This window comes from Bradyrhizobium sp. MI1.3 (assembly GCF_055811695.1).
Genome location: NZ_JBVVPQ010000011.1, coordinates 112,865 through 139,394, shown reverse-complemented (window position 1 = coordinate 139,394; position 26,530 = coordinate 112,865). Strand labels below are relative to the sequence as shown.

At 63.8% G+C, this 26,530-nt stretch carries 31 protein-coding genes; 16 read left to right on the top strand and 15 right to left on the bottom strand.

Annotated features, from left to right (window positions below; translation table 11 throughout):
• Window positions 1-183 precede the first annotated feature (183 nt).
• Window positions 184-546, top strand: coding sequence for a hypothetical protein (locus AC0L3A_RS10920; RefSeq protein WP_007594801.1), 363 nt, complete (start codon window positions 184-186; stop codon window positions 544-546).
• A gap of 6 nt (window positions 547-552) precedes the next feature.
• Here AC0L3A_RS10920 and AC0L3A_RS10915 read toward each other — a convergent pair whose 3' ends face one another.
• Both AC0L3A_RS10915 and AC0L3A_RS10910 read right to left on the bottom strand, forming a co-directional pair.
• Entirely contained in the window at window positions 553-858 is a 306-nt protein-coding gene (locus AC0L3A_RS10915; RefSeq protein WP_354127338.1) for a DUF6496 domain-containing protein, read from the bottom strand.
• A gap of 86 nt (window positions 859-944) precedes the next feature.
• Entirely contained in the window at window positions 945-1,139 is a 195-nt protein-coding gene (locus AC0L3A_RS10910; RefSeq protein WP_007594797.1) for a DUF3072 domain-containing protein, read from the bottom strand.
• A 117-nt stretch (window positions 1,140-1,256) separates the two neighbouring features.
• Here AC0L3A_RS10910 and AC0L3A_RS10905 point away from each other — a divergent pair, with 117 nt between their 5' ends.
• Window positions 1,257-1,478 (top strand): hypothetical protein, encoded by a 222-nt coding sequence (locus AC0L3A_RS10905; protein ID WP_007594795.1) that lies wholly within the window; start codon window positions 1,257-1,259, stop codon window positions 1,476-1,478.
• Window positions 1,479-1,496: 18 nt separating this feature from the next.
• Window positions 1,497-1,706, top strand: coding sequence for a hypothetical protein (locus AC0L3A_RS10900; RefSeq protein WP_473254344.1), 210 nt, complete (start codon window positions 1,497-1,499; stop codon window positions 1,704-1,706).
• 130 nt (window positions 1,707-1,836) lie between these two features.
• Here AC0L3A_RS10900 and AC0L3A_RS10895 read toward each other — a convergent pair whose 3' ends face one another.
• Both AC0L3A_RS10895 and AC0L3A_RS10890 read right to left on the bottom strand, forming a co-directional pair.
• The gene (locus tag AC0L3A_RS10895; RefSeq protein WP_007594791.1) at window positions 1,837-2,085 is read right to left on the bottom strand and encodes a hypothetical protein; all 249 of its coding nucleotides are present in this window, start codon (window positions 2,083-2,085) and stop codon (window positions 1,837-1,839) included.
• 95 nt (window positions 2,086-2,180) lie between these two features.
• Window positions 2,181-2,438, bottom strand: a complete 258-nt coding sequence (locus AC0L3A_RS10890) for a hypothetical protein (protein WP_007594789.1) — start codon at window positions 2,436-2,438, stop codon at window positions 2,181-2,183.
• Between the two features lie 138 nt (window positions 2,439-2,576).
• Between AC0L3A_RS10890 and AC0L3A_RS10885 the strand changes: the two genes are divergently transcribed.
• Window positions 2,577-2,798 (top strand): hypothetical protein, encoded by a 222-nt coding sequence (locus tag AC0L3A_RS10885; protein ID WP_007594788.1) that lies wholly within the window; start codon window positions 2,577-2,579, stop codon window positions 2,796-2,798.
• On the opposite strand, the gene AC0L3A_RS10880 is transcribed toward AC0L3A_RS10885, so the two are convergent.
• Entirely contained in the window at window positions 2,795-4,285 is a 1,491-nt protein-coding gene (locus AC0L3A_RS10880) for an HWE histidine kinase domain-containing protein (RefSeq protein ID WP_219678622.1), read from the bottom strand. The two genes, AC0L3A_RS10885 and AC0L3A_RS10880, sit on opposite strands and share 4 nt — an antisense overlap.
• 13 nt (window positions 4,286-4,298) lie before the next feature.
• A complete protein-coding gene (locus AC0L3A_RS10875; RefSeq protein ID WP_473254341.1) occupies window positions 4,299-10,586 on the bottom strand; it encodes a HAMP domain-containing protein in 6,288 nt (2,095 codons plus the stop codon).
• Window positions 10,587-10,861: 275 nt separating this feature from the next.
• Between AC0L3A_RS10875 and AC0L3A_RS10870 the strand changes: the two genes are divergently transcribed.
• Window positions 10,862-11,158 carry a hypothetical protein gene (locus AC0L3A_RS10870; RefSeq protein WP_354161967.1) on the top strand — a complete coding sequence of 99 codons (297 nt, stop codon included), beginning with the start codon at window positions 10,862-10,864 and terminating at the stop codon, window positions 11,156-11,158.
• 5 nt (window positions 11,159-11,163) lie between these two features.
• Here the strand turns inward: AC0L3A_RS10870 and AC0L3A_RS10865 are convergent, their stop codons facing one another.
• Window positions 11,164-11,664: a DUF4142 domain-containing protein gene (locus AC0L3A_RS10865; protein ID WP_473254340.1), complete on the bottom strand. Its 501-nt coding sequence runs from the start codon at window positions 11,662-11,664 to the stop codon at window positions 11,164-11,166.
• 96 nt (window positions 11,665-11,760) lie between these two features.
• Here AC0L3A_RS10865 and AC0L3A_RS10860 point away from each other — a divergent pair, with 96 nt between their 5' ends.
• Together AC0L3A_RS10860 and AC0L3A_RS10855 are read left to right on the top strand one after the other, a co-directional pair.
• Window positions 11,761-11,955, top strand: a complete 195-nt coding sequence (locus AC0L3A_RS10860; RefSeq protein ID WP_007594779.1) for a hypothetical protein — start codon at window positions 11,761-11,763, stop codon at window positions 11,953-11,955.
• A 315-nt stretch (window positions 11,956-12,270) separates the two neighbouring features.
• The gene (locus AC0L3A_RS10855; protein ID WP_007594775.1) at window positions 12,271-12,477 is read left to right on the top strand and encodes a hypothetical protein; all 207 of its coding nucleotides are present in this window, start codon (window positions 12,271-12,273) and stop codon (window positions 12,475-12,477) included.
• A gap of 136 nt (window positions 12,478-12,613) precedes the next feature.
• Here the strand turns inward: AC0L3A_RS10855 and AC0L3A_RS10850 are convergent, their stop codons facing one another.
• Entirely contained in the window at window positions 12,614-12,862 is a 249-nt protein-coding gene (locus AC0L3A_RS10850; protein WP_007594773.1) for a hypothetical protein, read from the bottom strand.
• A gap of 175 nt (window positions 12,863-13,037) precedes the next feature.
• On the opposite strand from AC0L3A_RS10850, the gene AC0L3A_RS10845 reads away from it, so the two are divergent.
• The gene (locus AC0L3A_RS10845) at window positions 13,038-13,205 is read left to right on the top strand and encodes a hypothetical protein (RefSeq protein ID WP_007594771.1); all 168 of its coding nucleotides are present in this window, start codon (window positions 13,038-13,040) and stop codon (window positions 13,203-13,205) included.
• On the opposite strand, the gene AC0L3A_RS10840 is transcribed toward AC0L3A_RS10845, so the two are convergent.
• From AC0L3A_RS10840 to AC0L3A_RS10810, 7 genes are all read right to left on the bottom strand, one after another.
• Complete coding sequence (locus AC0L3A_RS10840) at window positions 13,202-13,690, bottom strand: DUF3147 family protein (protein WP_473254338.1); 489 nt, start codon at window positions 13,688-13,690, stop codon at window positions 13,202-13,204. The two genes, AC0L3A_RS10845 and AC0L3A_RS10840, sit on opposite strands and share 4 nt — an antisense overlap.
• Complete coding sequence (locus AC0L3A_RS10835; RefSeq protein ID WP_354127334.1) at window positions 13,690-14,037, bottom strand: DUF3147 family protein; 348 nt, start codon at window positions 14,035-14,037, stop codon at window positions 13,690-13,692. Before AC0L3A_RS10835 ends, AC0L3A_RS10840 begins: the two co-directional genes overlap by 1 nt.
• Complete coding sequence (locus tag AC0L3A_RS10830) at window positions 14,034-14,618, bottom strand: phosphatase PAP2 family protein (protein WP_007594765.1); 585 nt, start codon at window positions 14,616-14,618, stop codon at window positions 14,034-14,036. The genes AC0L3A_RS10835 and AC0L3A_RS10830 overlap by 4 nt, the downstream gene beginning before the upstream one ends.
• Before the next feature lie 109 nt (window positions 14,619-14,727).
• Complete coding sequence (locus AC0L3A_RS10825; protein WP_473254364.1) at window positions 14,728-15,618, bottom strand: SDR family oxidoreductase; 891 nt, start codon at window positions 15,616-15,618, stop codon at window positions 14,728-14,730.
• Between the two features lie 223 nt (window positions 15,619-15,841).
• Window positions 15,842-16,393 carry a DUF4142 domain-containing protein gene (locus AC0L3A_RS10820; protein ID WP_007594761.1) on the bottom strand — a complete coding sequence of 184 codons (552 nt, stop codon included), beginning with the start codon at window positions 16,391-16,393 and terminating at the stop codon, window positions 15,842-15,844.
• An 87-nt stretch (window positions 16,394-16,480) separates the two neighbouring features.
• Window positions 16,481-16,708, bottom strand: a complete 228-nt coding sequence (locus tag AC0L3A_RS10815) for a hypothetical protein (protein ID WP_007594757.1) — start codon at window positions 16,706-16,708, stop codon at window positions 16,481-16,483.
• 8 nt (window positions 16,709-16,716) lie between these two features.
• Complete coding sequence (locus AC0L3A_RS10810; protein WP_473254337.1) at window positions 16,717-18,504, bottom strand: thiamine pyrophosphate-requiring protein; 1,788 nt, start codon at window positions 18,502-18,504, stop codon at window positions 16,717-16,719.
• A 155-nt stretch (window positions 18,505-18,659) separates the two neighbouring features.
• Here AC0L3A_RS10810 and AC0L3A_RS10805 point away from each other — a divergent pair, with 155 nt between their 5' ends.
• The 8 genes from AC0L3A_RS10805 (at window position 18,660) to AC0L3A_RS10770 (ending at window position 26,469) form a co-directional block, all read left to right on the top strand.
• Window positions 18,660-19,034 carry a PRC-barrel domain-containing protein gene (locus AC0L3A_RS10805; RefSeq protein WP_007594753.1) on the top strand — a complete coding sequence of 125 codons (375 nt, stop codon included), beginning with the start codon at window positions 18,660-18,662 and terminating at the stop codon, window positions 19,032-19,034.
• Between the two features lie 24 nt (window positions 19,035-19,058).
• On the top strand, window positions 19,059-19,217 hold the full coding sequence (locus AC0L3A_RS10800) for a hypothetical protein (protein WP_007594751.1): 159 nt from the start codon (window positions 19,059-19,061) through the stop codon (window positions 19,215-19,217).
• Window positions 19,218-19,414: 197 nt separating this feature from the next.
• Complete coding sequence (locus AC0L3A_RS10795; protein WP_219678615.1) at window positions 19,415-20,569, top strand: HlyD family secretion protein; 1,155 nt, start codon at window positions 19,415-19,417, stop codon at window positions 20,567-20,569.
• Window positions 20,566-22,185 (top strand): DHA2 family efflux MFS transporter permease subunit, encoded by a 1,620-nt coding sequence (locus AC0L3A_RS10790; protein ID WP_219678613.1) that lies wholly within the window; start codon window positions 20,566-20,568, stop codon window positions 22,183-22,185. The genes AC0L3A_RS10795 and AC0L3A_RS10790 overlap by 4 nt, the downstream gene beginning before the upstream one ends.
• A 105-nt stretch (window positions 22,186-22,290) precedes the next feature.
• Window positions 22,291-23,292, top strand: a complete 1,002-nt coding sequence (locus tag AC0L3A_RS10785; protein ID WP_027568692.1) for an NAD(P)H-dependent flavin oxidoreductase — start codon at window positions 22,291-22,293, stop codon at window positions 23,290-23,292.
• Window positions 23,293-23,426: 134 nt separating this feature from the next.
• Window positions 23,427-23,819, top strand: a complete 393-nt coding sequence (locus AC0L3A_RS10780; protein WP_246648483.1) for a hypothetical protein — start codon at window positions 23,427-23,429, stop codon at window positions 23,817-23,819.
• A gap of 119 nt (window positions 23,820-23,938) precedes the next feature.
• On the top strand, window positions 23,939-25,504 hold the full coding sequence (locus tag AC0L3A_RS10775; protein ID WP_473254335.1) for an alkaline phosphatase D family protein: 1,566 nt from the start codon (window positions 23,939-23,941) through the stop codon (window positions 25,502-25,504).
• A 146-nt stretch (window positions 25,505-25,650) separates the two neighbouring features.
• Window positions 25,651-26,469: an aldo/keto reductase gene (locus AC0L3A_RS10770; protein ID WP_473254333.1), complete on the top strand. Its 819-nt coding sequence runs from the start codon at window positions 25,651-25,653 to the stop codon at window positions 26,467-26,469.
• Window positions 26,470-26,530 lie beyond the last annotated feature (61 nt).

The following is a 26,530-nucleotide window of genomic DNA, read 5'->3' as shown; positions in this document are numbered from 1 at the left end:
GATAACATTCTCGTTAACGGCAGGGAGGATGACCCGGTTCGTCCGAAAAAGCCGTGTTCGTTCATCACAATTACGGATCTCGTATGGACTCGGCGGCAATGAAGCCGCCGACGATTGCAAGCGTGGAACTTCGAACTTGCCGCCGCTGAGCCGGCCGGCAATTCGTATTTGATCGGTGCCGACATGGATCGATTGAAGCTCTCGCTGACGGCTGCGCTGCTCGTGGCGCCGTTCGTGCTGTGGGGCGGAAACGCTCTCGGGCGTGACGACGGCCGCTACGCGGACTCACCTCTCAAGCCGTGGTTCGACGGCCTGCGCAGCCATCTCGGTCCGTGCTGCTCGGATGCGGACGGGTTTGCCGTCGCCGATCCCGATTGGGACTCGCACAATGGACATTATCGCGTGCGGCTCGACGGCGAATGGGTCGAGGTACCGGACGAAGCCGTGATCACCGAGCCGAACCGGGCCGGCCGCACCATGGTATGGCCGGTGAAGACCGCGTTCGGTGTGTCGATCCGCTGCTTCATGCCGGGCAGCATGATCTGACGGAGGTCAGCGCGACCGTTTGGAGGATTTGCGCTTCGACGTTTTCTTCGAACTCTTCTTGGAAGTTTTCCGAGATGTCTTCTTTGATGTCTTCTTGGACGACTTCCGTTTTGCGGCTTTCTTCGGGACCTTCTTGCCCTTCTTGCGCGCTTTCGACAGGCCGATCGCGATCGCCTGCTTGCGGCTCTTCACGCGTCCGCCTCGACCGCCAGGTCCGCTTTTCGCGGTCCCCTTCTTGTAGCGCTTCATCTCGCCTTCGACATCGCTGCCGGAGCTGCGCGAGTAGCGGCGCTTCTTTGCCTTGCGTGCCATGCATGTTCTCCCTTGGCCTGGGAAAACAATCCGAGACAGGCATAGTTCCGAAAGCGCAAGCAACGTGGGGGGATACGCGGCCTAGCCTAGAAGGAATCCGCCAGCTCGATCTCCGCTTCCAGCACCTGAATGCGCCGCGCTGCCTCGCTGGAGGACAGATCCCGCGCATATTGCGCGGGTTGATATGCCTCTTCGCTCAGCCGTTTCAGCCGGAGGCCCTGCGCCCGCGTCATCTGCTCGGTGAGGAAAGCTTTGGCGTCGTATCTACCCTGAACCTGCATATCGCTTCTCCCTTCTGAAATCGTGACTTGACTATATGTTCTTATTTTGTTCTAACAAGTCATGGACAATAGAATTTTAATGAAATTCGACGTAAAATCAGCGCCTTGAGGTTGGAAATGGCCGATATCGAGGTGTCCGTCCGCGAACTCGTCGAGCGCGATCGCGACTGCACGGAGAAGGCCCTGGCGCAGATGGATCTGCGCCGGAAAATCAATCTGCTGATCGGCGAATGGAAGGCTGCAGGTGGCGGCGATGTCCTGCCGAATGTCCGCGATAGGATGCGCCTTCGTTCCGCGAAGGCAGCAGGTAGTCCTCTGCGCGTGGTCGCGCGCCGCTGAGAGCTTTGGGAGCGCACGGTGGAGGAAGACCCGGATGTGTACCGGATTCTAAAGCTGCGCGCCGAGATTCTCGAACTGGGCTCTGCGATCCGGCAGCTGCAACGCGAGGGGCTCGACGACGCCGCGGCCCAGCTCTTGATCGCCCGCAAGCGGGCACGGCTCGATCATCTGGTGAAATCAGATCCTGCCGGCGTTCATCCTGACATCCTGAGCATCCATCGTAGCTGAGCCTTGGCGCAACGCGACGTGCCGGGCTCGTCGATACCGCATATTGACGAAGCGGCCTGGGAAAAAGTTCGTTTGAACACCAAAGCAAAAGGCCCCGCGATCGCGGGGCCTTCATGATTTCGGGGAACACCTACTTGGTGTTGCTCATGCCGCCCTTGTTGTTCGTCATGGTGCCGCCCTGGTCGGAGCCGGGGCCGGAGCCGCCCTGACCGGAGGGATCAGCACCCTTGGAAGACTTGGTGTTGGCGCCCGTGGTGGTCTGCGACGATGACATCGAGGATCCGTGTTTTGCCTTGTGCGACTTGGCCTGCACGGCGAACGGTGCGGCGGCGAGGCCGGTTGCCAACATCACGGCAAGAGCGAGCTTGGTGGTCTTCATATGCGGGAACTCCCTGAGTTGAATTGACGCAGGCAGCCAACTGCCATTGGTCGCAGGAGTTCCGAACAAAGAAGTTCCGGTAAAGCACGCATCCTTCAAGATTGCTTGTCCTCTTCGAGGATGAATACGACCCCGGTCAGTGTTGCGCCGATCGCGAACGTCGTCACCAATGTGAGGGCGAAAACGACAACGGCCTGCCTTCCGCCGTGACTCAGCAAATTGGCGACGCCGGGATTGGACAGCACGAGCAAGAGGCTGAAAGCGAGTCCCAAGGCTGCGCCCATCATCGCGTGCGTCATCAGCTTGACGAGCCCGCTGGGAGAGATCAGGTCCGACGACTTCTTCGCGCGCATGGAACTCTATCCCAATCTCGCAAGCAACGCCTGCGACACGCGCCGGTTCCATCCGCATGAAGGAATCGTTATCGCCCGCTTCATCCGACGTTCATGCCGGGTGGGCGAGAATGACCCTGCAACACGGGAACATTCGATATGGGTAAGGTGGTCTTTCTCTATCGCTCTCTGGCTTATCGCAACGCCGCTGCGGACATCCTCCGCAAAGCGCGCAAACTGCCCCGCGGCGCGGAGCGAAGCGCGGCGCGCCGCTATGCCAAGGCGCTGCGCGATCTCGCCCAAACGGAAGCCTGGCTCGAAGGGCGGGTCGCGCGCGAACCGCAAACGACGCAGCGCAGGAAGAGTGCGGCCTCCGGTTAACCGGACGCGCGCTGCAATTCGGCGGAGCTCGCGGCTTCGAAGTTGCCGGGCGTGGTCGTCGCGGCGGTCTTGCGGACCAGCGGCACCTCGAGCCGGCACAACAGACCCTCGGCGCGCCAATCGAATCGCGCCTGCCCGCCGAGCTGGGACTCGACGCTCGCAAGCAGGCTCCGCGTACCAAAGCCGCGGGATTTCGGCGTCATGACGAGCGGGCCGCCGGATTCCTCCCAGGTGAGCGTGAGCAGCTCGTCCTCGACCTGCCAGCCGATTGCGAGCCGTCCCGTCCGCGTCGAGAGCGCGCCATACTTCGCCGAGTTGGTGAAAAGCTCGTGCAGCGCCAGCGCCAGCGTCTGGGCGGTCGCCGGCAGCAACTGAACTTCGGACCCCGCCAATTTGATCTGGCCGCCGAGGGAATAGGGCGCAAGCTCCTCGTCGATCAGCTTCGAGAGTTCGGCACCCTGCCAGCTCGACAGTGACAGGATCGTATGCACGCGCGCCAGTGCATTGATGCGTCCCTCGACGGCGCTGACATAGGCTTTGACCTCGTCGGCGCGGGTGAGGCGCACGATCGATTGTGCCAGCGCCAGCGCATTCTTGGCGCGATGATCGACTTCCCGCGCCAGCAGAGTCTGCCGTTCCTCGGCGCGCTTGCGTTCGGTGATGTCCACCGTCACGCCGCTGACGCGCATCACCCGACCACTATCGTCAACCGTGGCGGCGGCCGTGCCGACACACCAGCGCACATCGCCGTCGGGCCGCACGATGCGGAACTCCGTTTCATAGGAGCGTGTGCCCTTGTTGAATTCGGCGATCGCCTTGCGCAACTGATCGACGTCATCCGGATGCAACAGCGCCTGAACGTTGGCCGGGTTCACTTCGAAGCTCTCCGGGCCAACACCAAAGATGCGGTACTGTCCCTCGTCCCACATCCAGTCGCCGGTGATCCAGTCCCAGTCCCAGGAACCCATCTTGCCGGCGGCGATCGCCATGCTGCGCCGCTCTTCGCTCTCGCGCAGCTTTGCAGTGGAATTCTCCAGCTCGGCGGTGCGTGCGCGCACGCGGTCCTCGAGATCCTGGTTCAGCCGTTCGAGTTCGCGCGTCTTGCGATAGAGCTCTGCAAACACCTTGACCTTCGCGCGCAGCACCTCCGGCACGACCGGCACCGGGACGTAGTCGACGGCGCCCATCTCGTAGCCGCGCAGGCGGTCGATGTCGCTGACTTGAATGGCCGAGATGAAAATCATTGCGGTCTTCTGGAAGCGCGGGTGCTCACGGATCATCGCGGCGAGCTCGAAGCCGTCGAGCTCGGGCATGCAGACGTCGACCAGGATCACCGCGATCTCGGTCTTGAGCAGCACCTCGAGAGCCTCGCGACCGGACGAGGCGATCACGAGGTTCTGGCCGAGATCCTTCAGGATCACCTCATAGGCGAGCAGCTTGGCCGGCTGGTCGTCGACGAGGAGGATGTTGACCTTTTCGTGGTCCATACGGGCATCCAACTCAGCGGTGCAGCCACATGCGGATTGCAAGCAGCAATTGATCGGTGTTGACGGGTTTGGCGAGGTAGTCGGACGCGCCGGCCTCGAGGCATTTCTCGCGGTCGCCCTTCATGGCCTTGGCCGTCAACGCGATGATCGGAAGACGGGCGAAGGTCGGATTTTCACGAATGACGCCGATGGTCTGATAGCCATCCATCTGCGGCATCATGATGTCCATCAGCACGATGGCGATCTCCGGGTTGGATTCGACCAAGATCACCGCCTCGTTGCCGGTCGTGGCCGTCAGCACCTTCATGCCGCGCCGCTCCAGCACGCTCGACAGCGCGAAGATGTTGCGGGCGTCGTCGTCGACGAGCAGGGCTGTCTTGCCGATCAGGTCTTCGTCGGAACTGTTCAGCTTCTCGAGCATGCGCTGCTTCTCGACCGGCAACTCCGTGATCACGCGATGCAGGAACAGCGCGGTCTCGTCAAGCAGGCGCTCCGGCGATTCCACGCCCTTGACCACGATGCTTCGCGCCATGGTGTGGAGCTCCGCATCTTCCTCGGCTGACAGCTCGCGGCCGGTGAAGACGACGACCGGAACGTTCGACAGCGCCTCGTCGTTGCGGATCTGGTCCAGCACCTCGAAGCCGGTCATGTCGGGCAGGCGCAGGTCAAGCACGACGCAATCACAGGGGTTCTCACGCAGCATCGAGAGCGCGTCGGCGCCGGTGCCGGTCGTCACGATCTCGATGTCGTCGTGGTGCAGGAGCTCACGGATCGAGAGCTGCTCGGCCTCGTTGTCTTCGACGATCAGCAGCCGCTTGCGCCGCGGTCGCGCATATTCCTTGATCTGCGTCAGCGCGGCCGAAACGCCCTCGGTCGTCGTCGGTTTGTTGACGAAGGAGAAGGCGCCGCGCGCCAGCGCATGCTGGCGGTCCTCGTCGAGCGTGATGATCTGCACGGGGATGTGGCGGGTCAGCGGATTGTGCTTGAGCTGGCTCAACACGGTCCAGCCGAGCATATCCGGCAGGAATACGTCGAGCGACACGGCCCTCGGCTGGTACTGCTTTGCTAGCTCCAGCGCCTCCGCGCCGCGTGCGGCGACCAGCACCTTGAATCCCTTGTCGCGCGCGAGGTCGACCAGCACGCGTGCGTAGTGCGGGTCGTCCTCGACGATCAGGAGGATACTGTCGCCGGGTTCGAGGTTGAGCCGGTCGTCGGGAAGCTGCTCGATGACGCGCTGCGGTTCGGCTGTAGCGGGCTGCAGCGCCGGCGGCTGGCTTTGTTGGGGCGTCGCGCGGGGCGCGAGCGTCGGGCCGGAATATTTCAGCGGCAGGTAAAGCGTGAAGCACGAGCCTTTGCCCGGCAAGCTGCGCAGGTGGATCTCGCCGCCGAGCAGGCTTGCGAGCTCCCGGCTGATCGCAAGGCCAAGTCCGGTGCCGCCATATTTGCGGCTGGTGCCGGCATCGGCTTGCTGGAACGCCTCGAAGATCAGCTTCTGCTTCTCCAGGGGGATGCCGATGCCGGTGTCGGACACCTCGAATGCGATCACGGCCGGCGCCGAATTCAGCACGGGATGATCCGTGCCCCAGCCTCCGACCGCGGCGGCGACCTTCAGGCGCACCTCGCCTTCGGCGGTGAACTTGAAGGCGTTGGAGAGCAGGTTCTTCAAAACCTGCTGCAGGCGCTTGGAATCGGTGACGAGGCTGCGCGCGAGATTCGGATCGACGTCGATCTTGAACGACAAATTGCGGTTCTCCGCCTCGTGACGGAACGGCCGCCCGACCGTCTCGAGCAGGTTCGCGGTCAGGATTTCCTCGGCGTCGACCGTCACCGTACCGGACTCGATCTTGGAGAGATCGAGAATGTCGCTGATGAGATTGAGCAGGTCGGTGCCGGCGCCGTGGATGGTGCGGGCGAATTCGACCTGCTTGCCGGTAAGATTGCCGTCCGGATTGTCGGTGAGCTGCTGGCCGAGGATCAGGATCGAGTTCAGCGGCGTGCGCAGCTCGTGGCTCATATTGGCCAGGAATTCGGACTTGTACTTCGAGGTCAGCGCGAGCTCGGTCGCCTTTTCCTCCAGTGCGCGGCGGGCCTGCTCGATCTCCTGGTTCTTGCGCTCGACTTCGACGTTGCGCTCGGCGAGCTGCTGCGCCTTCTGTTCGAGCTGGTCATTGGTCTGCTGCAATTCGCGCTGCTGGGTCTGGAGTTCGCCGGCGAGCTGCTGCGACTGCTTGAGCAGGCCTTCGGTCTGCATTGTCGCTTCGATCGAGTTGAGCACGATGCCGATCGAGTCCGTGAGCTGCTCCAGGAAGGTCATCTGCGAGGTCGTGAAGGAGGTGAGCGAGGCGAGCTCGATGACCGCCTTGACCTGGCCTTCGAACAGCACCGGCAGCACCACGAGGTTCTTCGGCGCGACGCGAAGCAGCGCCGAATTGATCGGCACCACGTCGGGCGGAATGTCCGCAATTACGCGCGGGCGCCGGTCGAGCGCGCATTGGCCGATCAGGCCGTCGCCGAATGGCAGCACGCGCGGATACGGATAGACGCCATCGCCGGCATAGGAGGCAAGCAGCAGGAGCCGCGGATTGTCTTCGTTCTCGACCTGATAGATCACGCCGGTATGCGCGTTCACCAGCGGCGACAATTCGGTCAACAGCAGGCGACCGACGGTGGTGAGGTCGCGCTGGCCCTGAAGCATGTTGGTGAATTTCGCCAGATTGGTCTTCAGCCAGTCCTGCTCGGTGTTCACGTCCGTCGTGAGACGGAGGTTGGTGATCATCGTGTTGATGTTGTCTTTCAGCTCCGCGACCTCGCCGCGGGCGTCGACCTGGATCGACCGCGTCAGGTCGCCCTTGGTCACGGCGGTCGCCACTTCCGCGATCGCGCGCACCTGCGAGGTGAGGTTGGCCGCCAGCAAATTGACGTTGCCGGTGAGATCCTTCCAGGTGCCGGCGGCGCCGGGCACGTCGGCCTGACCGCCCAGCCGGCCCTCGACACCGACCTCGCGCGCCACCGACGTCACCTGGTCGGCGAAGGTCGCGAGCGTCTCGGTCATGTTGTTGATGGTGTCGGCGAGTGCGGCGACCTCGCCTTTCGATTTCACGGTGAGGTTCTGCTTGAGATCGCCGTTGGCGACCGCGGTCACCACCTTGACGATACCGCGGACCTGCTCGGTCAGGTTCGCCGCCATGAAGTTGACGGTGTCGGTGAGATCCTTCCAGGTGCCGGCGACGCCGGGCACCTGGGCCTGGCCGCCGAGTTCGCCTTCGGTGCCGACCTCGCGCGCAACGCGCGTGACTTCGCCGGCGAACGCATTGAGCTGGTCCACCATGGTGTTGATGGTGTTTTTGAGCTCGAGGATTTCGCCCTTCACGTCGACGGTGATCTTGCGCGACAGGTCGCCGCGCGCCACCGCGGTGGTGACTTCGGCGATGTTGCGGACCTGGGTGGTGAGGTTCGCGGCCAGCAGGTTGACGTTGTCGGTGAGGTCCTTCCAGGTGCCGCCGACGCCGGGCACGACGGCCTGGCCGCCGAGCCGCCCCTCGGTGCCGACCTCACGTGCGACGCGCGTCACTTCCGCGGCGAAGGAGCGAAGCTGCTCGACCATGGTGTTCAAGGTGTCCTTGAGCAGCAGAATTTCGCCGCGCACGTCCACCGTGATCTTCTTCGACAGGTCGCCGCCGGCGATCGCGGTCGCGACCTCGGCGATGTTGCGGACCTGCGCCGTCAGGTTCGAGGCCATGAAGTTGACGTTGTCGGTGAGATCCTTCCAGGTGCCGGCAACGCCGGGGACTTCGGCCTGGCCGCCGAGCTTGCCTTCGGTGCCGACCTCGCGCGCGACGCGCGTCACTTCACCGGCGAAGCCGTTGAGCTGGTCCACCATGGTGTTGATGGTGTTCTTCAGCTCCAAAATCTCACCACGGACGTCGACGGTGATCTTGCGCGAGAGGTCGCCGCGCGCCACGGCAGTGGTGACTTCGGCGATGTTGCGGACCTGGGCAGTGAGGTTGCCCGCCATCGAGTTGACGCTGTCGGTGAGGTCTTTCCAGGTGCCGGCGACGCCGGGCACGTTGGCCTGACCGCCGAGCCGGCCTTCGGTGCCGACCTCGCGCGCGACGCGCGTCACTTCACCGGCGAAGCGGTTGAGCTGGTCGACCATCGTGTTCAGCGTGTCCTTGAGCTGAAGGATCTCGCCGCGCACGTCCACGGTGATCTTGCGCGACAAGTCGCCGCCGGCGATCGCAGTCGCGACTTCGGCGATGTTGCGGACCTGGGCGGTGAGGTTGCCCGCCATCGAGTTGACGCTGTCGGTGAGGTCCTTCCAGGTGCCGGCGACGCCGGGCACTTCGGCCTGACCGCCGAGTTTGCCTTCGGTGCCAACTTCGCGCGCGACGCGCGTGACCTCGCCGGCGAAGGCGTTGAGCTGGTCCACCATGGTGTTGAGCGTTTCCTTCAGCTGAAGGATTTCGCCTGACACGTTGACGGTGATCTTCTTCGACAAATCACCCTTGGCGACCGCGGTCGCGACTTCGGCGATGTTGCGGACCTGGCCGGTCAGGTTCGAGGCCATCGAGTTGACGCTGTCGGTGAGATCCTTCCAGGTACCGGCGACGCCGCGCACCTGGGCCTGGCCGCCGAGCTTGCCTTCGGTGCCGACCTCGCGGGCCACGCGCGTGACTTCACCGGCGAAGGCATTGAGCTGGTCCACCATGGTGTTGATGGTGTCTTTCAGCTCCAGGATTTCGCCGCGGACATCGACCGTGATCTTTTTCGACAGATCGCCGCCCGCGACCGCGGTCGTCACCTCGGCGATGTTACGGACCTGCGCGGTGAGGTTCGAGGCCATCGAGTTGACGCTCTCGGTCAAGTCCTTCCACGTGCCCGCGACGCCTAGCACGTTGGCCTGGCCGCCGAGCCGCCCCTCGGTGCCGACCTCGCGCGCGACGCGCGTGACTTCGCCGGCGAAGGCGTTGAGCTGATCGACCATGGTGTTGAGCGTTTCCTTCAATTGAAGGATTTCGCCCGAGACGTTCACCGTGATCTTCTTCGACAGGTCGCCGCTCGCAATGGCGGTGGCGACATCGGCGATGTTGCGGACCTGCGCGGTGAGGTTCGACGCCATGAAATTGACGTTGTCGGTGAGGTCCTTCCAGGTACCGGCGACGCCCGGCACCTGGGCCTGGCCGCCGAGCTTGCCTTCGGTGCCGACCTCGCGCGCCACGCGCGTCACTTCCGAGGCGAACGAGTTGAGCTGGTCCACCATGGTGTTGATGGTGTCCTTCAGCTCCAGGATCTCGCCGCGCACGTCGACCGTGATCTTGCGCGACAGGTCGCCGCGCGCCACGGCGGTGGTGACGTTGGCGATGTTGCGCACCTGCGCGGTGAGGTTGCCGCACATCGCATTGACGCTATCGGTGAGATCCTTCCAGGTGCCGGCGACGCCTGGCACGATGGCCTGGCCGCCAAGCTTGCCGTCGGTGCCAACCTCGCGCGCCACGCGCGTCACTTCCGAGGCAAAGGAGCGGAGCTGGTCCACCATCGTGTTGATGGCTTCCTTGAGCTGAAGGATCTCGCCGCGGACGTCGACCGTGATCTTCTTCGAGAGGTCGCCGTTCGCAACCGCGATCGTCACCTCGGCGATGTTGCGAACCTGGTTCGTCAGGTTGTTCGCCATCGAGTTGACGCTCTCGGTCAGATCCTTCCAGACGCCGGTCACCTCAGGTACCTGGGCCTGGCCGCCGAGCTTGCCTTCGGTGCCGACCTCGCGCGCCACGCGCGTCACCTCGGAGGTGAACACGCCGAGCTGCTTGATCATGGTGTTGACGATCGTCGCCGACTGCAGGAATTCGCCGCGCAGGGGACGCCCATCGACGTCGAGCTTGACGGTCTGGAGCAGGTCGCCCTGCGCCACGGCCGCGACCGCGCGCGTCACCTCGCGCGTCGGCCACAGCAAATCGTCGATCAGCGTGTTGACCGAGCCTTCCATGTCGGCCCAGGAGCCGGAGGCCAGCCCAAACTTCACGCGCTGTCGCGTCTTGCCCTCGCGGCCCACGACCTGGCCGACCAGCTCGAGCTGCTGCGCCATGCGCTGATTGGCGGCGATGATGTCATTGAAAGTGTCGGCGAGCTTGCCGTCGATGCCGAGATAGTCGCCGCTCATGCGCACGGAGAAATCGCCGTTGCGCATGGCCTGCAGGGCGAGCAGCAATTCTGCCCGGGAATCGGGCTCCGACATGCCGTTGGTTTTTGGCTTTGGAACGCGACGACCGGAACGTGATGCAGATCCGGGATCGAGGTCGCTCATACTGATTCCCCCGCAGGCGTCGGCCGATTCCCTGGCGAGACGCGGTTTATCAAAATAGAGCGTCAGCCAAATTCGAAATCAAGCGCCAACGTGACGGCGCCAGGAAGTGGAACCTGCTTTGCTCAGCCCGATTAACCTAAGTGCGATCCCTCGGAATGGTTCCATCCAGTTCCAGTATTTCCGGGCCGGCCGTTTGTTTTCAGCGACTTGGTTATCTGCCTTCCGGAACGGAGCGCCGGGCGTGCCGTTAGCCCGCAGATGGAGGGAGAGCGCACATGAAAGCAGGATTTGCCGTCATCGGGACCGTGATGTTGTTGGCCGGATCGGCGTTCGCGCAGGGCGGGGCCCCCAGCGGCCGTGGGGCCGTCACCGGCGATCCCGCCGCAAGCTCCGCCACCCCACGTGCGGACACACCAACCACGGGTACGTCGACCCGGCCTAACCCCAGCGGTAGCGGCACGTCGAGTTCGGGCGGCAAGGATGACAATGGGGATGCCGGCCGCGACAGGATGCCGGAGAGCAACCGCACCGTGCGGCCGGAGAGCCAGCAAAGTCATCCCAGCGACAAGTGAACGGTCTACTTGTCTGCCATGGTGCGCTCGGCGTCCTTGACCTGCGAGCGCAACATCGGGAGTTGCTCGCGCGCGAACGCTGCAAGCGCGGCATTGTCGGGCGCCTTGAGATAGCGTTCGAGCAGGTCGATTACCGACTCATACTCGGGAATCTGTGCTGCATAGAAGCTTCTGACAAAACTCGGTCCGTCCGAAGTTTCGGGCTCGACCAGGCTCGCGCTCGCCGGCGTCGTCTTGGTGACGCGCGGTTCGGTGCCGATCGCTTCCTGAATTGGCTTCAGGGCCTTGTCGCGCCTGGCCGCTTCTTCGGCACGCAGGGCGGCGAGGTTCTTGACCTCGGCATTGCCCTTGAGGTCGGTGCTCTCCAGCAGACCCTGCTGGAAGCGGCTGAAAGTGTAGAGATCACTGATGGTCGGCGTGCGGCCGCCCGGCCTTCGCTCCCCGGTGCTGTCGGCAAGCGCTGCCGTGCTGACGAATGCCAAAACGATCGCGAGAAGAATCCGCATGGGATATCCAAGGCGGACGGCGGTCGAAAGTTCCGCAGATGTTACGATCCGGTAAGGGCGGTTGCGACGCGACGGTTCCGTCCCCAATTCATACTGATGAAACAGTCCGAGATCTTCAGGAATAACGCCGACAACTGCCTCCAGCTCGCCGAGAGGGCCGAAGGGCAGCCGGCACACAATCGTTTTCTGCGCATGGCGAATGCGTGGACGGCACTTGCCGACGAGCAGGATTGGCTCGACGGCGAGGTGCCGCCCGTTCCGGCCCGCAGGCTTCAAAAGCAGGACGCGTAACACTGTCGTTTTCGTGGATCTGCGTGTGAGACTGCTCACGGACAGCAAGCAGGGTCATTCGTAACAGTCGATCGCGTTGATTTCCTATTCCAGGAGGTTTTTGCAATGGCTCCACGTCTGGCTCTTCTTTCGCTCATCCTCGCCTTTGGCGTGTCGGTCGCGTTCGCCACCGTGACGACAGTGCGGCAGGTGCATCACGAAAATGCATCGGCCCCGGTGCACTCAGCGCACAGTTAGCAGTCCGATCTCGCGGGCCGGAACCTTCGACGCTCCGGCGCGTAAGCGCTTCGAGACAGCAAAGAGGCGAGAGCTATCATGGCCCATTCCGACCAAGGCATCATCAGAGATCAGCGCGGTGAACAGCAGCCGCGGGACAAGCAGCGCGCGCAGACCGTGCACAAGTCGGAGCCAAAGGGCTCGCCCTCTCGTGAGGCTACGCGCGATCCCAAACTGAACGACAACAGCAAGACGCCCGGCTCCGGCATGGCGCCGGATGATTCCGGCGACGCCCCGAGCGGCTAATTCCATCAGGAACGAATTCGCACGCAAAGAGTCGAGGGATTGCTTCCGGCTGTCATGCCCCGGTGATCCGGAAGCAATCTCCAAGGACGGCCCTGGCACCCCGTGCCGGGGCCGTTTGCTTGAGCATCAGGCTGGACTAATCCTCGGCGTCGCGCTGCGGATGCGGTTGCGTATGGCCGTCCGGGCCGCGCCCGAAAACCCCGAACCTGCTCGATTTGACATTAGGCCCTGCATCGACAGCGGCGGTGGCCAGGCCGAGCTTGAGGAGCTCGCGCACAGCCGCGGCTCGCGTCGGCATGCGATGTTTGAACCGGAAGTCGTCGACCGCGGCCAGTTCTTCCGGTGACAGCATGACCTGGAGCCGCTCGGCGCGAAGGTCGTTCATGATCAATCACCCAAAATGAGCAAGTTGAGTAGTTTACTCAACGAACTCATTCCACCGCGGTTCCACAAGATGCGGCTATGGCGCCAAGTTAGCCAAAAATACAACAAAATCAATAAGTTATATGATGCAAGGGCCCTTTGGCAGGTGTATGCTCCCGGCAAATGGGAGAGACCTCATGACGAGCGAAGTCACATTGCCCCGCAAACATGTCGACGAGAGCGCGGCACCCAAGCCGGTGCGCCCCAGCCATCAGAAGGTCATCGAGCAGGTCGAGCGCTGGGCCAACAGTCCGGGCCTTCAACCGCCGAGATTGCAGCCGTCAACGCATGCCAAAGCGGGCTAGCGCTTCGCAAGGGGAGAGCCCTTTGACGATGGCGAATGGGCTGATCGGTGCGATTTGCGGGAGACGATGCGAAGCTTGCGCCTGAGCCACCAGGCCAAGACCGAAACGATGGTCCAGACTATCAACGCGGCAGCGAAAGCGCCCGGAGCGCTCGCGGCCACGGTGAAATGAAAGACGGCGGCGAATGCCAGGAGACCGATGCTTCCCCAGGCGGCGCCAGCCGCGTCGAGCGCGGCGGCCTCTTGCCCGCGGCGCGTGCCGATGAGGCCGGCCTTCTCCTTGGTGCGGCGTTCATGGCTTTCGACCAGCGTGGCGCTCGCGCAGAAGATGGCGGGAAGCGCAAGGAAAAGTCCGCCGACGGACACACCGAAGCGCGCTCCCAGAACCCCCGTGAGCACGGTCGCCAGGCCACCGAGCAGGAAACGAATGCCGTATTCGTACCAGCGTGTCTGCTTGAGCGCGGAGAGCGACAGCTTGACCGGCATCAGGCCGTACCTCCGAAGCCGGCGAGCAGGCCGAAGGCGACCGCAAGCCACACGATAACAGCGAGGACGGTCGCGGGCAGCGCGGACACACGGTATCTGATCAGCAGATGGCAGACGACGACGCTGTAGCAGCCGAGCGCGACCGCGCCATAGATCATCGTCCAGCTTTCGGCCGCGGCATATCGCGGGCCGTGCTGGACGACGGCGATGCCGAGCGTCGCCAGTGCGACCGACGGTGCCGCGCCGAGCAACCCCGCAAAGCTTTTGGGTTTGAGCATATCGCCCAAGATCGCAAAGGCGGAGACGATGATGCCACCGGCGATGAAGCGCACGAGATATTCGGTCACGGCTTTTCCCGCCGATTGACTTGCTTGCGGAACGATTGCGTCAGTGTCCATGGCCGCAAGAGTCTCTCTACGGCCGCGCCAAGCGCAAAGCCTGCGACCACGTCGCTTGCCCAGTGCGCGAGCACCGCGATCCGTGTCAGCGACAGCGCGATCGCAACCGTGCGCAGCAATCGGCGCGGCGTCTTCGGCAGCAAGCCCGCCGCCGAGGCAAGAGCGCCCATATGGACCGCGTGACCGGACGGGAACGCGTCGCGCGCTCGTCCTGAGACGGGTACTCCATGCCCGTGCCCGCGTATGGTCAGCCGGTCTGGCCTGGTCTGATCGAACACGGATTTCAGGATATGCGGCAGGGCGGCCGTCGCGAGCGACACGGCCAGGACGTGGTTTGCCACGGGCCGCTGTTGCGGCTGCCGAATATGAGTATAGAGCCACCCTATTGCGGCCAGCGCGAGCAGCACGTGCTCGTCAGCGGCCCAGGTCAATGTCTGCGCCGTGTGCTCGACGCCTGAATTGGTGTGATCAGCGATCGTATCCGCGATCGCGGTGTCGATCCGGCTGGGTTTGACCTCTACCAATGCCATCGGTCTGCAAGCGTGATGTCCTTTGTGACAGTTTTGTAAAGCCCGAAGACAAAGAAGGTTCCTGGGCCCTACCTTGCGGCATCAGCCTGGGGCCGGACCAAAGCGCCGTTTACGGCTGTCCCGATCCACCAGCGGACCCATACACCTGGCCGGTCGCATAGCTCGCGTCGGCTGCGGCAAGCTGCACGTAAATGGAGGCCAGTTCGGCGGGCTGGCCGGGACGGCCGAGCGGCGTCATGCCGCCGAATTTTTCGAGCTTCTCCATCGTGGCGCCGCCGGAGACCTGGAGTGGCGTCCAGATCGGTCCCGGGGCGACGCCATTGACGCGAATGCCCTTCGGACCCAACTGCTTTGCCAGCGACTTGACGTAGTTCATCGTCGCCGCCTTGGTCTGCGCGTAGTCATAGAGATCGGGCGAGGGATCGTAAGCCTGCTCCGATGTCGTGCCAATGATGCACGAGCCGGGCTTTAAATGCGGCAGCGCCGCCTTGATGATCCAGAACGGCGCGTAGATGTTGGTCTTCATGGTCGCGTCGAAGTCTTCCGAGGAGACGTCGAGAATGGACGCACGTGTCTGCTGCCGCGCCGCGTTGCAGACGACGATGTCGAGTCCGCCGAGATCTTGGACGGCCTGCTCGACCAGCTTCTTGCAGAAAGCCTCATCCTTAAGGTCGCCGGGAATCGCGAGACCGATACGCCCTTCCTTCTTGATCAGCGCGATGACGTCCTGCGCATCCGGTTCTTCCGCCGGTAGATAGTTGATGGCGACGTCGGCGCCTTCGCGTGCATAGGCGATCGCAGCGGCGCGGCCCATACCGGAATCGCCGCCGGTGATCAGCGCTTTGCGGCCGGCGAGCCGGCCGGAGCCCTTGTAGCTGGTCTCGCCGTGATCCGGGGGCGGCTCCATCTTGCCGGCGAGGCCCGGCCAGGGCTGCGATTGCTTCTTGAACGGCGGCTTTGGAAAGCGGGTGACGGGATCGACCAGGTTCTGCTCGGCCATTTTCTGCTCGGCCATGGACGTGTCTCCTTTCGCTGTCGAAGAGGCCAGCGAAGCAGCAGCGATGGTTGCGCTCGCCGCTTGGACGACGTGCCGGCGGGATACTGAAGCCTTGTCGTGATGTGTCATGACGATCTCCGCGATCTCGCGATCTCAATGCGCGGAGAGAGGCATCGTTGCAAAACGAGAGGACGCCGACCCGCAAGCCGGCGTCCTCGGAAGATGTTTACTTGGTCTGGCCGACGCTTGGCGCCTTGCCGAGCTCCTTGGCCATGTCGAGATGGTGCTTGAGCGCCGGCAGCGTCTTGCCGGCCCAATCCTTCAGGTCGGAATTGTCGCCGCCCTTGGCGTAACGCTCGAACAGCGAGACCGCGTCCTCGTGGGCGCTGACCTGGTACGAATTGTAATCCGAGCTGAAGTCCCTGCCATTCGCGCTCTTGAGCTTGTCGAGCTTGCTCTGATGCGAGCTGTCGAGCGCTGTCGGAAGGGTCGCCTGCACCTTGCCGCCGGTGACGAGGCCCTTCAGTTCGCTGCTGGTCTTGGTGTGGTCGGTCACCATCTGCTGCGCAAAGGTCTTCTCCTGTGCGTTGCCCTTCTGCTCGGCAAGTTTGCTCGATTCGATCTCGAACATGTCGCTGATGGCGACTTCCTTGACGAAGTCGGCGGTGGCAGGCGCGACGCCGAGCGCCGAGTTGACGCCGGTTTTCTCGCCCAGCGACTGGGCGAGCGCGGGGCCTGCGAGCAGCACGCAAGCAGCTGCGATAATCATTCGTTTCATGGTCCGATCCCTCCGAATGGGCGCGCAGCCTCTCGCCGCGCGGCATTGCGCCCACCAACACGCTGCAGCGGCCGGAGTTCCTAACGGCTAATCCGTCGGTCTCCGCCCGCTGCGTGGGTTGATGGGATCCGTCGGCTTGCGCCGAAGCCGTTCGGGCAGGAACGGCTCGGTCGGCGTGGCAGTGGCCTCGGCACGCACGTCTGCATGGCGTTGTGCCCGTTCATGCGGCGTCCGGTTGTCGTTGATCTGCCGCTTCACGTCGAGGCCATCCACGGGATCGTTGACGCCGTGCTGGATATCGCGGAAATCGCTCATGCTTCACCTCATTCACTTCCAGGCAGGATTTTTTCCAACACCTGCCGCGCCGCGCCCTTGATCACTCCGCTCTCGTTGGGATCGCCCTTCATCAGCGCAAGAGAGAAGTTCTTGGCCTGCTGCAAGGTGATGTGCGGCGGCAGCGGCGGCACTTCGGGGTCGGTCTTCACCTCCAGCACCACCGGCATCTGGCTCGCGAGCGCCTGGTCCCAAGCCGAGCCTAGTAGCTGCGGGCTGTCGACGTAGATGCCGGAGAGGCCGATCAGCTCGGCAAAGCGCGAATAGGACACGTTCGGGATGCGCTGCGATGCCTCGAATTTCGGATCGCCGTTGATGACGCGCTGCTCCCAGGTCACCTGGTTGAGGTCTTCGTTGTTGAAGACGCAGACGATGAAGCGCGGATCCTTCCACTCGCGCCAATACTTCGCGGCGGTGATCAGTTCGGCCATGTTGTTCATTTGCATCGCGCCGTCGCCGACAAGGGCAATCACCGGGCGGTCGGAATGCGCGTATTTCGCGGCGAGCGCATAGGGCACCGCGGCACCCATCGAGGCGAGGCCGCCTGAGAGCGAGGCCGTCATGCCGCGGCGCATCTTCAGGTCGCGCGCGAACCAGTTGGCGCAGGAGCCGGAATCGCTGGTGACGATGGCGCGGTCGGGCAGGCGCGGAGACAGCTCCCAGGCGACGAGTTGCGGATTGACCGGTGCCGCGGGCTGATGGGCCCGATCATCCAGCGTCTTCCACCATTTCGCGACGTCGTCTTCGATGCCCTGGCGCCAGGCGCCATCGCTCTTGGGTTTCAGTCGCGGCAGCAGGGCGCGCAGCGTCTCGGCGGCGTCGCCGACCAGGCCGACCTCCATGGGAAAGCGGATCGACATCATGCTGGCGTCGATGTCGATCTGCACGCCGCACGCCGCGCCTTCCTTCGGCAGGAATTCGGCATAGGGGAACCCCGAGCCGACCATCAGCAGCGTGTCGCATTCCATCATCATGTTGTAGCTGGGTTCGGTGCCGAGCAGGCCGATCGAGCCGGTGACCCACGGCAGATCGTCGGGGAGCGCTGCCTTGCCGAGCAGCGCCTTGGCGCAGCCGGCGGACAAGCGGTCGGCGACCGCGATCACCTCTTCGGTGGCGTGGAGCGCGCCGGCGCCGATGAGCATCGCGACCTTCTTGCCGGCGTTGAGCACCTCGGCGGCACGGTCGAGGTCAGCGTCACGAGGCTTGATGCCTGGCGCGCTATAGCCGACGCCAGAGTGCAGGGTGCCGTGAGCGCGCGGCGGATCCTCGTAGGGCTCCTCCTGGATATCGTTGGGCAGGATGATCACCGTTGGCGTGCGCCGGGCCAACGCGATTCGGATCGACCGATCGATCAGATGCCGGATTTGCGCCGGCGAGGAGGCCTGCATGACGTAGGCGCCAGCCACATCCTTGAACATCGAGACGAGATCGAGTTCCTGCTGATAGTGTCCGCCCAGCGCATTGCGTGCCTGCTGACCGACGATCGCGAGCACGGGCTGGTGATCCAGCAGGGCATCGTAGAGCCCGGTGATCAGATGCGAGGCGCCGGGGCCCGAAGTGGCGATACACACCCCCAGTTGGCCAGAGAACTTCGCATAGGCGCTCGCCATGAAAGCGGCCATCTCCTCATGCCGCGCCTGGACAAAGCCGATCTTGCCCTCAGCACGCTGAAGCGCACCGAATACGCCGTTGATGCCATCGCCGGGATAGCCAAAGAGGTGGCGCACGCCCCATTGATGCAGACGTTGAACGATGAAGTCTGAGACGGTCTGGGACATCGAGGGCGCCCTTCGTTTTCCGGTATTTGGTTTCCGGGATTTGAAGCTGAGAGAACCGCCCGTTTCCGGCGATGTTCCTCAAGTCTGACGGAACATGCCGGAACGATCGCGCACCTCTTTGGGTTGTCTCCAGACTGGCTGAGTGGAGAATTGAGATGTTGAATCAGGGTGAACTGGACCAAAACGAGATGGGTCGGTTGATCGGCAGCGACAAGGTCGAGGGAACATCGGTCTACGGCGCCGATCGCAACAAAATCGGCTCGATCGAACGCGTGATGATCGACAAGATCAGCGGCAAGGTGTCCTACGCCGTGCTCGGCTTCGGCGGATTTCTGGGCCTCGGCAACGACCATTATCCGCTGCCCTGGCAGTCGCTGAAATACGACACGGAGCTCGGCGGTTACGTCACGGGCATCACCACCAAGGAACTGGAAGGCGCGCCGAAATATGGCGAGCGGAGTGATTGGAACTGGGGGGATGACGCCGCGGTTCGCGGCATCAACTCCTATTATGGCGTCCCCTTCGCGTAAGCGTTTCCACCGAAAGGAAGCTCGATGAGCAAGGAACGGCCTAACGACGATCCCCGGCAGCAGAGCGACTGGGGTTCGCACAAGCAGACGGACAAGCCCTGGAAGGGCACTCCGGAAAAGGAGCAGGGATCGGACGAGGTGAAGCCCGATCTCGAGAAATGGCACGCGACGAAGACGCACTGAGACACGGTGCCGTTCCCATGAGTCATCGAGGCGAGCGCGGCATCCAGTGTGCCGCGCTCGCTTTTGGGCAGGCGTTCACGAACGCGATGGTGCTCGCAACAAGGGGAACCATGATCAGGAGTTGCAGTTGGGCTCGCGTCGCGTGAGCCGGCTTTGGCGGCTCTGCCGCCAGTTTAATCCCGAGAAAGGTGTTTACCGTGGATGCTCAGACACGGGAGCGTGGACCGTCCGCGGAGCAGCCGCAGAGGGCGAAGGAAGCTCCGAAGACATCTCCTGATCAGGCCCACGACGCCAAGGATTCGAAGCCGGCGAAGGCGCCGTCGCTGCAAGACCGGCTTCGCGAGCATTGGCTGGTGGCAAGCGTTGGCGCCATCGTCTTGCTCGCAGCTCTGATCGGCGGATTGCTCTATTGGCTCCAGATTCGCCACTATGAATCCACCGACGATGCCTTCGTCGCCGCGCGCAGCTTTTCCGTGGCCTCCAAGGTCGGCGGCTACGTGACCGACATCCCGGTGACGGACAACCAGCATGTCAACGCCGGGGACCTTCTCGCCAAGATCGACGAGCGCGACTATCGGATCGCCATCGATCAGGCCAATGCGCAAGTCGCGGTCGCCAAGGCGAACATCGCCAATGTCCAGGCGCAGATCGTTTCGCAGCAGGAGCAGATCAAGCAGGCGGAGGCGCAGCTCGAACAGGCCCAGGCCCAGCTTCAGTTCTCGCAGGAAGAATTCGCGCGCGCCCAGGATCTGGTCGAGAAGGGCGCCGGCACCGTGCAGCGCCAGCAGCAGACCCGCTCCGATCTTCAGGCGCAGCAGGCCAACACCGAGCGCGCGAAGACCGCGGTGACCGCCGCGCAAGTCGGCATCAAGACGCTGCAAGCGCAGCTTGAGGGCGCCCGGGCGCAGCTCGAGCAGTCGCAGGCGCAGGTCGATCAGGCCAAGCTGAACCTGCAATATACCAGCGTCGTTGCGGCGCAGTCCGGCCGCGTCGTCAAGCTCAGCGGCGCCAAGGGCACTTTCGTCACAGCGGGACAGAGCCTGATGATGTTCGTGCCTGACGAGGTCTGGATCGTCGCCAACTACAAGGAGACGCAGCTCAACGACATGCGGCCGGGCCAGCCGGTCGAGATCCGCATCGACGCCTATCCCGGGCGCAAGCTGACCGGCCATGTCGAGTCGGTGCAGCCGGGCTCCGGCACTGCGTTCAGCCTGTTGCCCGCGGAGAACGCCACCGGAAATTACGTCAAGGTGGTGCAGCGCGTGCCTGTGAAGATCGTGGTCGACAGCTGGCCGGCCGATTTGCCCGTCGGTCCCGGCATGTCGGTCGTGCCCTGGACCAGGGTGCGATGACCGACACGGCGCAAGGCGGCGCGTCCGCGGGCGGCTGGTCGCCGGAGCGCTCGGCGGCCGGCGGTCATAATCCTTATCTCATTGCGTTCGTCGTCTCGATCGCGACCTTCATGGAGGTGCTCGACACCACCATTGCCAATGTCGCCTTGCGCCACATCGCCGGTGGGCTTGCCGTCGGCATCGACGAGAGCACCTACGTCATCACCAGCTATCTCGTCGCCAACGCCATCGTGCTGTCGATCTCGGGCTGGCTGTCGACCGTGATCGGCCGCAAGCGCTTCTACATGATCTGCGTTGCGGTTTTCACAATCTCCTCGCTCTTGTGCGGCTTTGCCTGGAATTTGCAGGCGCTGGTGCTGTTTCGAATCCTTCAGGGCCTTGGCGGCGGCGGCATGGCGACCAGCGAGCAGGCGATCCTCGCCGACTCCTTCCCGCCGCACAAGCGCGGCCAGGCTTTCGCAATCTATGGCGTCGCCGTCGTGGTCGCGCCCGTGGTCGGTCCGACGCTCGGCGGCTGGATCACCGACACCTACACCTGGCACTGGGTGTTCCTGATTAACGTCCCCATGGGATTGCTGTCGCTGTTCCTGGTCGGCACGCTGGTCAAGGAGCCCTCGGGTGCGGAGGAGGAGAGGGAGAAACTGCTGAGCAAGGGCCTGCGGGTCGACTATGTCGGCTTCCTGCTGGTCGCGATCGGGCTCGGCTCGCTCGAATACGTGCTCGACGAGGGTCAGCGCAACGACTGGTTCGGCTCGAACATGATCGTGTTCTTCGCGGTGCTTTCGGCCATGTCACTGCTTGCGCTGATCCCCTGGGAGCTGACGCGCGAGGATCCCATCGTCGATCTCCGCTTGCTCGGCCGCCGCCAGTTCGCCGCCTGCTTCCTGGTCATGCTTGCGACCGGCGCGGTGCTGATCTCGACGACCCAGCTTTTGCCGCAACTGCTCCAGAGCGATTTGAACTACACCGCCATGCTGGCGGGTCTTGCGTTGTCACCGGGCGGAATCGCGACCCTGGTGCTGATGCCGGTGGTGGGCCGTCTCGTCAGCAGCGTGCAGCCGAAATACCTCATCATGCTCGGCGCCACCATCGTCGCGTTCTCGATGTGGCATCTCACGGGCCTCACCGGCGACATCACCTACGGCTACGCCGCGATGTCGCGCATCTTCCTGGCGCTCGGTCTGCCTTTCCTGTTCCTGCCGGTCACGACCGCGTCCTATGACGGCGTGCCGCCGGACAAGACCAACCAGGCCTCGGCGCTGATCAACGTCGCCCGCAATATCGGCGGCTCCATGGGCGTTGCGCTGGCGCAGACAATCCTGGCGCAGCGCCAGCAATTCCATCAGAGCCGTCTGATCGAGCACGCCGCGCCGTCGGACCTCGGCTACCAGCAAGCTATCGAGACGATGACCCGCTTCTTCCAGGCTCAGGGCTCGAATGCGAGCGATGCGGCTGCGCAGGCGGTCGCCTGGGTCGGCCGCACCTTGCAGCAGCAGGTCGATTTGCTCGCTTATATCGACGTGTTCTGGACGCTCGCGGTCATCGCGGTGCTGATGATCCCGACCGCCGCGGTGCTGCGCCCGATCAAGCTGGGCGCCCCCGCGCGGGGGCATTGAGGCAACAGCCGCTCGGCTCGAAATGGAGAGAGAAAGGGTGACCGCGGCGCAAATGTCCGGCTAGACTGGTCCGAACGTCAAGCAAATGCCCGGGAGGTAATTTAAGTGAAGACCGCGATCACCGAACTGTTCGGCATCGAGCACCCCATCATCCAGGGCGGCATGCATTTCGTCGGCTTTGCCGAGCTGGCGGCTGCCGTCTCCAATGCCGGCGGGCTCGGCATCATCACCGGTCTCACGCAGAAGACGCCGGAGCTGCTGGCAAAAGAGATCGCGCGTTGCCGCGACATGACCGACAAGCCGTTCGGCGTGAACCTCACTTTCCTGCCGACCTTCGCCGCGCCGCCTTATCCGGAATACATTGCCGCCATCGTCGAAGGCGGCATCAAGTCCGTGGAGACCGCCGGCCGCAGCCCGGAAGCCTACATGCCCGCGCTGAAGGCCGCCGGGATCAAGGTCATCCACAAATGCACGTCGGTGCGCCACTCGCTGAAGGCCGAGCGCATCGGATGCGACGCCGTCAGCGTCGACGGCTTTGAGTGCGGCGGCCATCCCGGCGAGGACGACATTCCCAACATGATCCTGTTGCCGCGCGCGGCGGAGGAATTGAAGATTCCGTTCGTCGCGTCCGGCGGCATGGCCGACGGCCGCAGCCTCGTCGCGGCGCTGTCGCTGGGGGCGGCCGGCATGAACATGGGCACGCGCTTCATCGCCACCAAGGAAGCGCCGGTGCATCAGAACGTCAAGAACGCGCTGGTCGCCGCGACCGAACTCGACACCCGCCTGATCATGCGGAGCCTGCGCAACACCGAGCGCGTGCTGAAGAACGCCAATGTCGACCGCCTGCTCGAGATCGAACGCGAGAAGGGCGACAAGCTGAAGATCGACGACATCCACGACCAGGTCGCGGGCGTTTATCCCAGGATCATGTTGGACGGGCAGATGGACGCGGGCGCGTGGAGCTGCGGCATGGTCGCAGGCCTCATCCACGACATCCCCACTTGCAAGGAACTCGTCGACAGGATCATGGCTGAGGCGGAAACCATCATCCGTACCCGTCTAATGGGGTTTCTTGAAGAGACGGGTGCACCGCGAAAGGTCGCCTGACACCGCCAAACTTCTTAACCACGGCGGCAGTTGACCGCTGGAATTGCGCGCGACGCCTCCTAAATAGAGGTAAATTACCTCTTAACAATCGATTTCAGGAGGCGTCCGTGATTATGAAGAGCGCTCCTTTTGCAATGGCCGTTGTCCTCGTGCTCGCATGGGCCGGCGTCGCGCGCGCTGACGACTACAAGCCCGACGAATATCTCGGCCTCGATCTTTCGAAGGCGGTGTTGTCGCCGAAGCGGCTGGGGCCCGAAACCCAGTTCGCGCCGGTCGCGCTGGAGGCGCGCGGCGGCAACGAGGCGCAGGCGCGCGCCGAACCGGTCGACGTGCCGAAGAGGGTCGCCGCCGAACGCGTGCGCGTGTCGGAGCCGAAGGTTGCGCACGCCAAGCCCGCGCACCCGCGCGGCGCGGCGCGCACCAAGCTCGCGCATCGTCACGGCAATCCGCTCGACGCGCAGGCGATGGACACCCGCATCCAGACCTGGCCGTGCCGCAGCGGCGGCATCTGCAACTGGAAGCATTAGGTTCAGCTCCGAGTCGTCATCCGCACGTCGTAAAACCGTAGGCCCGCGGTCAAGAAACCGTAAGCCGGGGGTCAAACGACGCAGGCACCTTCCGTCGCTAGTCGACGAAGGTTTCCTGAATGGTAGCGCTCCGCGCCTCGCGCGCCTGGACCCGGCGGCAATTCCTGGTCCGTTCCACCTCGAGCCTCACCGTTGCCGCGCTCGCAACGCCACATCTCAGCCGCGCCGCTGATCGTCCGCAGCTCGCAGGCGGCATCCAGTCCGGCGACGTCTCGGATGGCTCCGCGGTGATCTGGGCGCGCGCCGACCGGCCGGCGCGGATGCGGGTGGACTATTCGACCGTGGAGAGCTTCAAGACGATCATTGCGTCGGCTTCGCGCGATGCGTCGCCCGATGCCGACTTCACCTCGAAAGTGCTGCTGAACGATCTGCCGCCCGGGCAGGACATCTTCTATCGTGTGCGCTTCGACGACATCGCGACCGGCATCGCCGGCGAAAGCCGCGTCGGCCACTTCCGCACTGCGCCGGCTGCCGGCCGGTCGATCTCGTTCCTGTGGTCCGGCGACACCGCGGGGCAGGGCTGGGGCATCGACACATCGCGCGGCGGCTATCGCAGCTATTGCACCATGCTCGACAATCGCCCGGACTTCTTCATCCACTCCGGCGATCACATCTACGCCGACTGCACGATCCCCTCCGAGCAGAAGCTGCCGAACGGCGAGACTTGGCGCAACATTGTGACCGAGGAAAAGGCCGAGGTCGCGCACACGCTGGCGCAGTTCCGCGGCAATTACAAATACAACCATCTCGACGAGCACTTCCGCGCCTTCCATGCCGAAGTGCCGATGTTTGCACAATGGGATGACCACGAGGTCACCAACGATTGGTCGCCGACCGGTAGCTATGACGCCGCCGGCCATGAGGATGACGGCACCCCGCGCCTGGTCGCGCGCGCCCGCCGCGCCTTCTTCGACTTCATGCCGATCCGCGACATCGGCGCGCGAAAGGGGCGGGTCTATCGCAAGATTGCCTATGGTCCGCTGCTCGACGTCTTCATGATCGACATGCGCAGCTATCGCGACGATAGCTGGAACAAGGGCGACGATCACCGCGGCTGGATCCTGGGCGCCGAACAGCTTGCCTGGCTGAAGCGTGAGCTCGCGGCCTCGCGCGCGACCTGGAAGGTGATCGCGGCCGATCTGCCGATCGGGCTCGTCAGTCTCGATGCGGTCGCGCTGGGGAGTGGGCCGCCCGACCGGCGCGAGCACGAGATCGCCGATCTTCTCGCGTCCATCAAGCGCGCCGGAATTCGCAACATCGTCTGGCTCACCGCCGACATGCATTACACCGCCGCGCACCATTACGATCCGAACAGGGCGCAATTCCAGGAGTTCGATCCGTTCTGGGAGTTCGTCTCGGGACCCTTGCATGCCGGCACCTGGGGCCCGGGCAAACTCGACGATACCTTTGGTCCGGCCGCGATGTATCAGAACGGGTGCAGCGAGGCGCAGGGCGAAAACCTCGCGCCCTGTTTCGGACTGCAGTTCTTCGGCAAGGTCGACATCGATGGCCGGACCGGCGTCATGACCGTAACGCTGAAGGACATCGAGAACCGGGACCTCTGGTCGGTCGATATCGTGCCGCAGCCGCAGGCGCGTCCAGCCGTGGTGGCGCAGCATTCCTAGGTCGCTAACCCGATCTTGATTGGCCGCCGTGCGCCTCCCGCGCTATGCTGTCCGTTCCCGCCACCTCTTTTCCATCCCCGAAGAGTCTGCTCACGCAGCATCGCTGCTGGCCTCCGGCGGGCTGAACGATGTCAGGAGCCTTTTTCATGGACAATCTCAAGACACAGGGCATCAGCATGCCCAAGCTCGGCCTCGGGACCTTCCGCATGCAGGGCGATGCCTGCCGCGCGGCGGTCGAGAGCGCGCTGTCGATCGGCTATCGCCATATCGATACCGCCGAAATGTACGCCAACGAGGAAGCCATCGGTGCGGCGCTTGCCGCGGCCCGGCTGCCGCGGGGCGAGCTGCACGTCACGACAAAGGTCTGGCACGAGAACCTCAGCCCCGACGCCATCCGCCGCGCCTTCGACACCAGCCTGAACAAGCTGCGGCTCGACCATGTCGATCTCTATCTCGTGCACTGGCCGTCCAAGGCGGCGGACTGGGGCGCGGTGTTCGAGACCTTGATGACGCTGAAGCAGGAGGGGCGCACGCGGGCGATCGGCGTCGCCAATTTCACCACGGCGCTGCTCAAGATCGCGGTCGAGGACATCAAGGCGCCGATCGCGTGCAATCAGATCGAATACCACGCCATGCTCGATCAATCGAAGGTGCTGGCCTATCTCAACACCAAGTCGATCCCGCTGGTCGCCTATTGCCCGCTGGCGCAGGGACGCGTCGCGTCAGATGAGGTGCTGGCCGAGATCGGAGCCAAGCACAATGCAACCGCTGCGCAGGTCGCGCTGAAATGGCTGCTCGACCAGGACGGTGTCGCCGCGATACCGAAGGCGTCGCGGCGAGAGAGCCAGCAGGCCAATCTGGACGCGCTGAAGATCACGCTCGACGATGCCGACCGCAACAAGATCGCCGCGCTGCCGAAGGACAGACGCTGCGTCAATCCCGGGTTCGCGCCGGCATGGGACTAACCTCGCCGAACGCTTCGAACACGCAAAGAAATGGCCCCGCGAGGGGCCATTTCCATATTGC

Excerpts from the sequence above, each read along its gene's own strand:
- AC0L3A_RS10920 (WP_007594801.1), top strand. The coding sequence starts at position 184 with ATGGATCGATTGAAGCTCTCGCTGACGGCTGCGCTGCTCGTGGCGCCG.
- AC0L3A_RS10915 (WP_354127338.1), bottom strand. The coding sequence starts at position 858 with ATGGCACGCAAGGCAAAGAAGCGCCGCTACTCGCGCAGCTCCGGCAGC.
- AC0L3A_RS10910 (WP_007594797.1), bottom strand. The coding sequence starts at position 1,139 with ATGCAGGTTCAGGGTAGATACGACGCCAAAGCTTTCCTCACCGAGCAG.
- AC0L3A_RS10905 (WP_007594795.1), top strand. The coding sequence starts at position 1,257 with ATGGCCGATATCGAGGTGTCCGTCCGCGAACTCGTCGAGCGCGATCGC.
- AC0L3A_RS10895 (WP_007594791.1), bottom strand. The coding sequence starts at position 2,085 with ATGAAGACCACCAAGCTCGCTCTTGCCGTGATGTTGGCAACCGGCCTC.
- AC0L3A_RS10890 (WP_007594789.1), bottom strand. The coding sequence starts at position 2,438 with ATGCGCGCGAAGAAGTCGTCGGACCTGATCTCTCCCAGCGGGCTCGTC.
- AC0L3A_RS10885 (WP_007594788.1), top strand. The coding sequence starts at position 2,577 with ATGGGTAAGGTGGTCTTTCTCTATCGCTCTCTGGCTTATCGCAACGCC.
- AC0L3A_RS10880 (WP_219678622.1), bottom strand. The coding sequence starts at position 4,285 with ATGGACCACGAAAAGGTCAACATCCTCCTCGTCGACGACCAGCCGGCC.
- AC0L3A_RS10875 (WP_473254341.1), bottom strand. The coding sequence starts at position 10,586 with ATGAGCGACCTCGATCCCGGATCTGCATCACGTTCCGGTCGTCGCGTT.
- AC0L3A_RS10870 (WP_354161967.1), top strand. The coding sequence starts at position 10,862 with ATGAAAGCAGGATTTGCCGTCATCGGGACCGTGATGTTGTTGGCCGGA.
- AC0L3A_RS10865 (WP_473254340.1), bottom strand. The coding sequence starts at position 11,664 with ATGCGGATTCTTCTCGCGATCGTTTTGGCATTCGTCAGCACGGCAGCG.
- AC0L3A_RS10860 (WP_007594779.1), top strand. The coding sequence starts at position 11,761 with ATGAAACAGTCCGAGATCTTCAGGAATAACGCCGACAACTGCCTCCAG.
- AC0L3A_RS10855 (WP_007594775.1), top strand. The coding sequence starts at position 12,271 with ATGGCCCATTCCGACCAAGGCATCATCAGAGATCAGCGCGGTGAACAG.
- AC0L3A_RS10850 (WP_007594773.1), bottom strand. The coding sequence starts at position 12,862 with ATGAACGACCTTCGCGCCGAGCGGCTCCAGGTCATGCTGTCACCGGAA.
- AC0L3A_RS10845 (WP_007594771.1), top strand. The coding sequence starts at position 13,038 with ATGACGAGCGAAGTCACATTGCCCCGCAAACATGTCGACGAGAGCGCG.
- AC0L3A_RS10840 (WP_473254338.1), bottom strand. The coding sequence starts at position 13,690 with ATGCCGGTCAAGCTGTCGCTCTCCGCGCTCAAGCAGACACGCTGGTAC.
- AC0L3A_RS10830 (WP_007594765.1), bottom strand. The coding sequence starts at position 14,618 with ATGGCATTGGTAGAGGTCAAACCCAGCCGGATCGACACCGCGATCGCG.
- AC0L3A_RS10825 (WP_473254364.1), bottom strand. The coding sequence starts at position 15,618 with ATGGCCGAGCAGAACCTGGTCGATCCCGTCACCCGCTTTCCAAAGCCG.
- AC0L3A_RS10820 (WP_007594761.1), bottom strand. The coding sequence starts at position 16,393 with ATGAAACGAATGATTATCGCAGCTGCTTGCGTGCTGCTCGCAGGCCCC.
- AC0L3A_RS10815 (WP_007594757.1), bottom strand. The coding sequence starts at position 16,708 with ATGAGCGATTTCCGCGATATCCAGCACGGCGTCAACGATCCCGTGGAT.
- AC0L3A_RS10810 (WP_473254337.1), bottom strand. The coding sequence starts at position 18,504 with ATGTCCCAGACCGTCTCAGACTTCATCGTTCAACGTCTGCATCAATGG.
- AC0L3A_RS10805 (WP_007594753.1), top strand. The coding sequence starts at position 18,660 with ATGTTGAATCAGGGTGAACTGGACCAAAACGAGATGGGTCGGTTGATC.
- AC0L3A_RS10800 (WP_007594751.1), top strand. The coding sequence starts at position 19,059 with ATGAGCAAGGAACGGCCTAACGACGATCCCCGGCAGCAGAGCGACTGG.
- AC0L3A_RS10790 (WP_219678613.1), top strand. The coding sequence starts at position 20,566 with ATGACCGACACGGCGCAAGGCGGCGCGTCCGCGGGCGGCTGGTCGCCG.
- AC0L3A_RS10780 (WP_246648483.1), top strand. The coding sequence starts at position 23,427 with ATGGCCGTTGTCCTCGTGCTCGCATGGGCCGGCGTCGCGCGCGCTGAC.
- AC0L3A_RS10775 (WP_473254335.1), top strand. The coding sequence starts at position 23,939 with ATGGTAGCGCTCCGCGCCTCGCGCGCCTGGACCCGGCGGCAATTCCTG.
- AC0L3A_RS10770 (WP_473254333.1), top strand. The coding sequence starts at position 25,651 with ATGGACAATCTCAAGACACAGGGCATCAGCATGCCCAAGCTCGGCCTC.